4 protein-coding genes and 1 pseudogene are annotated in these 6,259 nt (G+C 48.9%); 1 reads left to right on the forward strand and 4 read right to left on the reverse strand.

Annotated features, from left to right (window positions below; genetic code table 11):
- The 4 genes from acnD to KDK16_RS07480 all read right to left on the reverse strand — a co-directional run bounded on the left by acnD (nt 1) and on the right by KDK16_RS07480 (nt 5,393).
- Complete coding sequence (gene acnD, locus KDK16_RS07465; protein WP_257254867.1) at nt 1–2,601, reverse strand: Fe/S-dependent 2-methylisocitrate dehydratase AcnD; 2,601 nt, start codon at nt 2,599–2,601, stop codon at nt 1–3.
- An 18-nt stretch (nt 2,602–2,619) separates the two neighbouring features.
- Nucleotides 2,620–3,750 carry a 2-methylcitrate synthase gene (prpC, locus tag KDK16_RS07470; RefSeq protein ID WP_373690661.1) on the reverse strand — a complete coding sequence of 377 codons (1,131 nt, stop codon included), beginning with the start codon at nt 3,748–3,750 and terminating at the stop codon, nt 2,620–2,622.
- Between the two features lie 50 nt (nt 3,751–3,800).
- Complete coding sequence (locus tag KDK16_RS07475) at nt 3,801–4,640, reverse strand: oxaloacetate decarboxylase (protein ID WP_257254869.1); 840 nt, start codon at nt 4,638–4,640, stop codon at nt 3,801–3,803.
- 63 nt (nt 4,641–4,703) lie between these two features.
- Nucleotides 4,704–5,393 (reverse strand): GntR family transcriptional regulator, encoded by a 690-nt coding sequence (locus tag KDK16_RS07480; protein WP_257254870.1) that lies wholly within the window; start codon nt 5,391–5,393, stop codon nt 4,704–4,706.
- Between the two features lie 254 nt (nt 5,394–5,647).
- On the opposite strand from KDK16_RS07480, the pseudogene pabB reads away from it, so the two are divergent.
- Nucleotides 5,648–6,259: pseudogene (gene pabB, locus KDK16_RS07485) on the forward strand (aminodeoxychorismate synthase component I); the annotation flags it as partial.

The following is a 6,259-nucleotide window of genomic DNA, read 5'->3' on the forward strand; positions in this document are numbered from 1 at the left end:
TTATTTGCCCTCCAGAAAGTCCTTGGCAAATCGTTGCAGTACACCACCAGCAGCGTATACAGACACTTCTTCTTCCGTATCAAGACGACAAATGACGGGCACTTCCAACCTTTTTCCATTGGCACGGTGAATCAGCAGCGTCAGGTTCGCTAGTGGCCTACGCCTGCCGACTACATCATAGGTTTCAGTACCATCCAGACCCAGAGTCTTTCGGGTGGTGCCATCCTTGAATTCCAGCGGCAGAACCCCCATACCCACCAGATTGGTTCTATGGATACGTTCAAAACCTTCAGCCACGATGACTTCAACACCGGCTAGACGTACACCTTTCGCAGCCCAATCACGGGATGACCCCTGACCATAATCGGCACCTGCAACAATAATCAGTGGCTGCTTGCGGTTCATGTAGGTTTCAATCGCTTCCCACATTCGGGTTTCTTTACCTTCAGGCTCAATACGGGCCAGAGAACCCTGTTTCACTGCTCCCCTGTCATCGAGGCACATTTCGTTCAGCAGTTTAGGGTTGGCAAAAGTCGCTCGCTGTGCGGTTAGATGGTCACCACGATGTGTGGCATAAGAGTTGAAATCCTCTTCAGGCAATCCCATTTTCGAAAGATATTCACCCGCAGCAGAAGTTGCCAGGATGGCATTTGATGGTGACAGGTGATCGGTAGTAATGTTGTCACCCAGGAGAGCCAGAAGGCGCATGCCTTTCAAAGTTCGCTCTCCGGCCAGAGCTCCTTCCCAGTATGGAGGACGCCGTATGTAGGTACTCATTGGACGCCAGTCGTAAAGAGGACTCTTGGCTTCTTCTGTCATACCCAAGTCAAACATGGGGATGTAAACTTCGTTGAACTGCTCAGGTTTCACATACTCAGCAACGATCTCATCGATCTCTTCATCACTTGGCCAAATGTCTTTCAGTGTGACAGCATTACCCTCTTTATCCGTACCGAGTATATCTTTTTCTATATCAAAACGTACGGTACCGGCAATGGCATAAGCGACTACCAGAGGCGGAGAAGCAAGGAAAGCCTGCTTGGCATAAGGGTGAATACGGCCGTCAAAGTTGCGGTTACCGGATAATACTGCTGTAGAATAGAGGTCGCGATCAATCAATTCTTTCTGAATGTCCGGGTCCAGGGCACCACTCATACCGTTACAAGTCGTACAGGCATAACCGACAATCCCAAAACCCAGTTTCTCCAACTCAGGTAATAATCCTGAGGCTTGAAGGTAAAGCCTCGCAACTTTGGAGCCTGGCGCAAAAGAGGATTTAACCCAGGGCTTACGAACCAGACCGAGCTTATTGGCCTTGCGAGCAATAAGGCCTGCAGCCACAACATTTCGAGGATTACTGGTATTGGTACAGCTGGTGATGGCAGCAATAATCACAGCACCATCGGGTAGAAGACCTGCTTTTTCTTGGGTCTGAGCTTTATCCAGATCGACAGCAATGCCACGCTGAGCCAGTTCCGAGGTGGGCAAACGACGATGCGGGCTGGATGGCCCCGCCATGTTTCGAACAACAGTGGACAAATCAAATGTGAGAACACGCTCGTACTCAGCCGTTTTCAGATCATCTGCCCAGAGGCCGCTGACCTTGGCATAATTTTCAACCAGCGCCACCTGCTCCGGCTTGCGCCCAGTCAGCTTCAGATAATCGATGGTTTGTTCATCAATGTAAAACATGCCCGCGGAAGCACCAAATTCCGGTGTCATGTTGGAAATAGTGGCACGGTCACCAATGGTCAGATCTACAGCACCTTCACCAAAGAACTCGAGGTAAGAAGAAACAACACCTTCTTTTCGCAAAAACTCTGTAATGGCCAGAACAATATCGGTTGCTGTCATACCAGGTTGACACTTGCCTACCAGCTCAACACCAATAATCTCTGGAAGACGCATCATGGAAGGACGCCCAAGCATAACCGTTTCAGCTTCCAGCCCACCTACACCCATCGCAATAACACCCAGCGCATCGATATGGGGCGTATGGCTGTCAGTGCCTACACAAGTATCCGGATAAGCGACACCTTCACTGACCTGAATAACCGGAGACATTTTCTCCAGATTAATCTGGTGCATGATACCGTTACCCGCCGGGATAACATCAACATTTTTAAAGGCCGTTTTGGTCCACTCAATAAAGTGAAAACGATCCTCATTACGACGATTTTCAATGGCACGGTTCTTTTCAAAAGCCAGAGGGTCAGAACCACCGGACTCTACAGCCAGTGAGTGATCAACAATCAACTGTGTTGGAACAACTGGATTGACCTCGGAAGGGTCACCCCCCTGCTCAGCAATCGCATCACGCAGGCCAGCCAGATCAACCAGAGCTGTTTGACCGAGAATATCATGACACACGACACGAGCAGGATACCAGGGAAAGTCCTGATCGCGCTTGCGTTCTATGATCTGCTTGAGGGCCTCTGTCAAGATTGCAGGATTACAGCGACGAACGAGCTGCTCAGCCAGAACGCGAGAGGTGTAAGGCAGCCTTGCGTAGGCACCAGTCTGAATGGCTTCGATGGCTGCACGAGTGTCGAAATAGTCCAGTCGGGTGCCCGGTAATGGTTTGCGATATGCACTGTTCATAACATCAGTCCTTCAGTTTTATGGACGATCTTTGATCGCCACCCAGTCAACACTTTCTGGACCGGTGTAGTCCGCAGAAGGACGAATAATACGATTATTAGCACGCTGCTCCATGACGTGTGCAGTCCAACCAGAAACACGTGAACAAACAAAGATCGGTGTAAACAGTTTGGTTGGAATGCCCATGAAGTGATAGGCAGAAGCGTGGAAGAAATCAGCATTACAGAACAATTTCTTCTCACGCCACATGACCGCCTCAACACGTTCGGAAACAGCATACAGGTATTCATCAACTGAATGCTCAGACAGTTTCTTTGACCACTCTTTAATAATATCGTTACGAGGGTCAGACTCACGGTAAATCGCGTGACCGAAGCCCATAATTTTTTCTTTACGAGCCAGCATGGTCATAATGTTCTGCTCCGCTTCATCGGCAGAGCGCCAGTTCTCAATCATTGCCATAGCTGCCTCGTTTGCACCGCCATGTAAAGGTCCACGCAGTGAGCCGATTGCAGCGGTTACACAGCTGTGAACATCAGAGAGAGTGGAAGCACAAACACGGCCGGTGAAGGTAGAAGCATTAAATTCATGCTCAGCATAAAGGATCAGGGAGGCATGCATTACCTCTACATGCAGAGGTTTCGGCTTCCTGTTATGCAAGGTCCACAGAAACTGCTCAGCAATGGAGTCTGCTTCAGTATCAACATTAATTCGAATGCCGTTGTGACTGAAGTTGAACCAGTAATTAATCATGCCCGGGAAGAGGGCCAGCATACGGTCGATGTGATCCAGCTGTTCGGAGAAATCCTGCTCAGTTTCCAGATTACCCAGCATTGAACAACCGGTGCGCATAACGTCCATTGGGTGTGCACCGGCAGGAATCTCTTCCAAAACGACCTTCAGGGCATCGGGCAGTGAACGCATACTTTTCAGACGGTTTTTGTAAGCATCAAGCTCGGTCTGATTCGGCAGCTTGCCATAAAGTAACAGATAAGCGACTTCTTCAAACTGTGCTTTATCAGCCAGCTCCTTGATATCATAGCCACGATAAGTCAGACCAGAACCGGTTTTACCAACGGTACACAGTGCGGTTTCACCAGCAGACTGACCACGCAGGCCGGCGCCGCCCGGTTTCTTATTGGAAAGCATCTTTTCTGCCATGATCGTTCTCCGTTTTTCTTATTGAATGAGTGTTACGGTTAAGGATTAAGAAACTCTTGGGTCTTAACCAGACGCTCACGTTCCTGAAACGTCATCATGCCATCGGCAATCGCACCACTGTTGCCATCGCGCTTGATGACTTCAAGCACTTCACGCATCGCGGTCACTGCCGCTCGCTGAAGATCAGACGGAATGATGATGAGCTGATAACCCATTGCCTTCAGAGCTTCTGTAGGTACCAATGGGGTCTTGCCACTGTAAAACATATTGATCAGTTTCGGACCAGTAACCTGTTTGGCAATCTCTTCAATCTGCTTAATAGTCTGGGGCGCTTCAACAAACAACATATCCGCTCCAGCTTCAACATACGCCTTGGCTCGTTCGATCGCATCGCCAAAGCCGGTTACAGCAATAGCATCCGTTCTTGCTATGACAGTGACATTACCGGCGTACCTGGCAGCAACGGACACTTTCTTGCACATCTCCTCAATGGAAACCAGGGATTTGCCATCCAGATGCCCGCAGCGCTTTGGAAACTCCTGATCTTCCAGATGAAAGCCACACACGCCGGCGTTTCTGAACAGTTTTACGGTGCGCTTGACATTAACTTCGTTTCCAAAACCGGTATCCGCATCGGCAATCACAGGAAGTGAAGTGGCTTCACAGATTTGACGAACACGATCGACCACTTCAGTTAACGTCAGCAGACCAATATCAGGCACACCTGTGCTTCTCGCTATAGCACCACCACTTCCGTATAAGGCAGAGAAACCCGCCTCCTCACCCAGGCGGGCAGAGATACCATCGTATACGCCGGGTGCGGTAACAATGCCTTCTTTAGCAATCAGTTGATTGAGCGCGTTGTTTTTATCAGTCATTTGACTTCCTCTTCTTATCCAGAAAAACGTTTCGCCCCCCTGAGGTCAGGGTTACTTCATTTGCTAATGCTGGTGACCGGAGTCGATGCATTGTTCAATTTCTTTTCTGGCCCGGGCAATATGACGGCGCATTAATATTTCGGCCAGTTCACCATCACGCTCTTTCAGAGCCCTGAAGATCATCTGATGCTCAGTCAACGCTTCCTCAGGACGAGCAGGACGACCTGACGTTTTCCGGTACATTTGAATCAGATAATAGAGCTCATCACAGAGCGACCGTATCAGCCTTTGGTTGCAGGAGCCGTTGATCACACGATAATGAAAATCCAGATCGCCTTCTTGATCAATGTATGACTGACCATTCTGCTCATGAATATGGCTGGCGTGTGTTTTCAGCAGAGATTCGAGATCCAGCAGCTGCTGATCAGACATATGGATCGCTGCCAGACGAGCAGCCATTCCCTCAAGCGCCTCCCGAATGGCAAATATTTCTGACAAGTCACTCTGGTTAAGGGTGACTACCGTGGCGCCGACATGAGGCGCACGAACAACAAGACCGGTACCTTCAAGCTTCAAAATAGCCTCACGAAGAGGACCACGCCCGACTCCGTACTTTCTTGAGAGCTCTGGCTCAGAGATCCGGCAGCCCTGACTTAAGCGACCCGAAATAATATCTCCGATCAGCAGGCCCGCAACTTCTTGCGCCTGAGTGCCGACACGAACCGGGTCGTTGTTTCTGAGCGTTTCAGTCATGATAATTGTTTACAATATTCTTTTTTAAAGCCATTTATACATCAGTCAAGCTTTAATATACAGACTATTGTTAACAATCCAGTAATTGGCAAATATTCTTGCCAGAGAAATTGCTTCTAAATCAACTAAAACTGCTTTCTGAGAGCCCGACTCGCCTCTTAAAAGCACTCCTGAACAATAAAACAGCAGAAAAGTCCGTAGCGCCGACAACACTCTGAAGGTAGAATGCGCGTCTGATCTGACCCGGGATTTTCATGCCTTCTATGAAAGAGCTATTCATCGTTGAACTGGAGTACATGAGTGACTCCAGCCCTTATTTCGAGCTTTTTACCGCGCAACCCTGGGCCTGTTATCTTGACAGCTGTTCTCCCTCTTTCACAAAAGAGCAACACAATCGCTATGACATTATCACGGCTGACCCCTGGGCCGTTGTTACTGTTGACGGCAATTACCACACTAAGACCATCAATCGTCTATCCGGCGAAAGTCGGATTCAGAGTGATCAATCCCCGTTCAAGATTCTGAATGATTTACTGGCCACCATGTCAAAAGTGGAGCATCCTGATTTACCCTTCACGGGTGGTGCACTGGGATTCTGGGGTTATGAACTATGTGGCTTGACCGAGCCAGAAAAAATTCAGCCGCGACAGCTGGAAGTGCCTTTAATGAGTGTAGGCCTCTACCACTGGGCCATTATTTCCGATCACCAACAGCAAAAAACCATTTTTTTCAGTCACCCTGATATGCCAGACAATGACCGGAAAAGCATTGTTGCTCGCATTCATAACAAAGCAAAGCCCGAGAGTGCGGCGCCATTCCAACTGCAGGAAAAATTTTCTACCACCATCAATGAAGCAGAGTATGAA

The organism is Endozoicomonas sp. SESOKO4 (assembly GCF_024606275.1).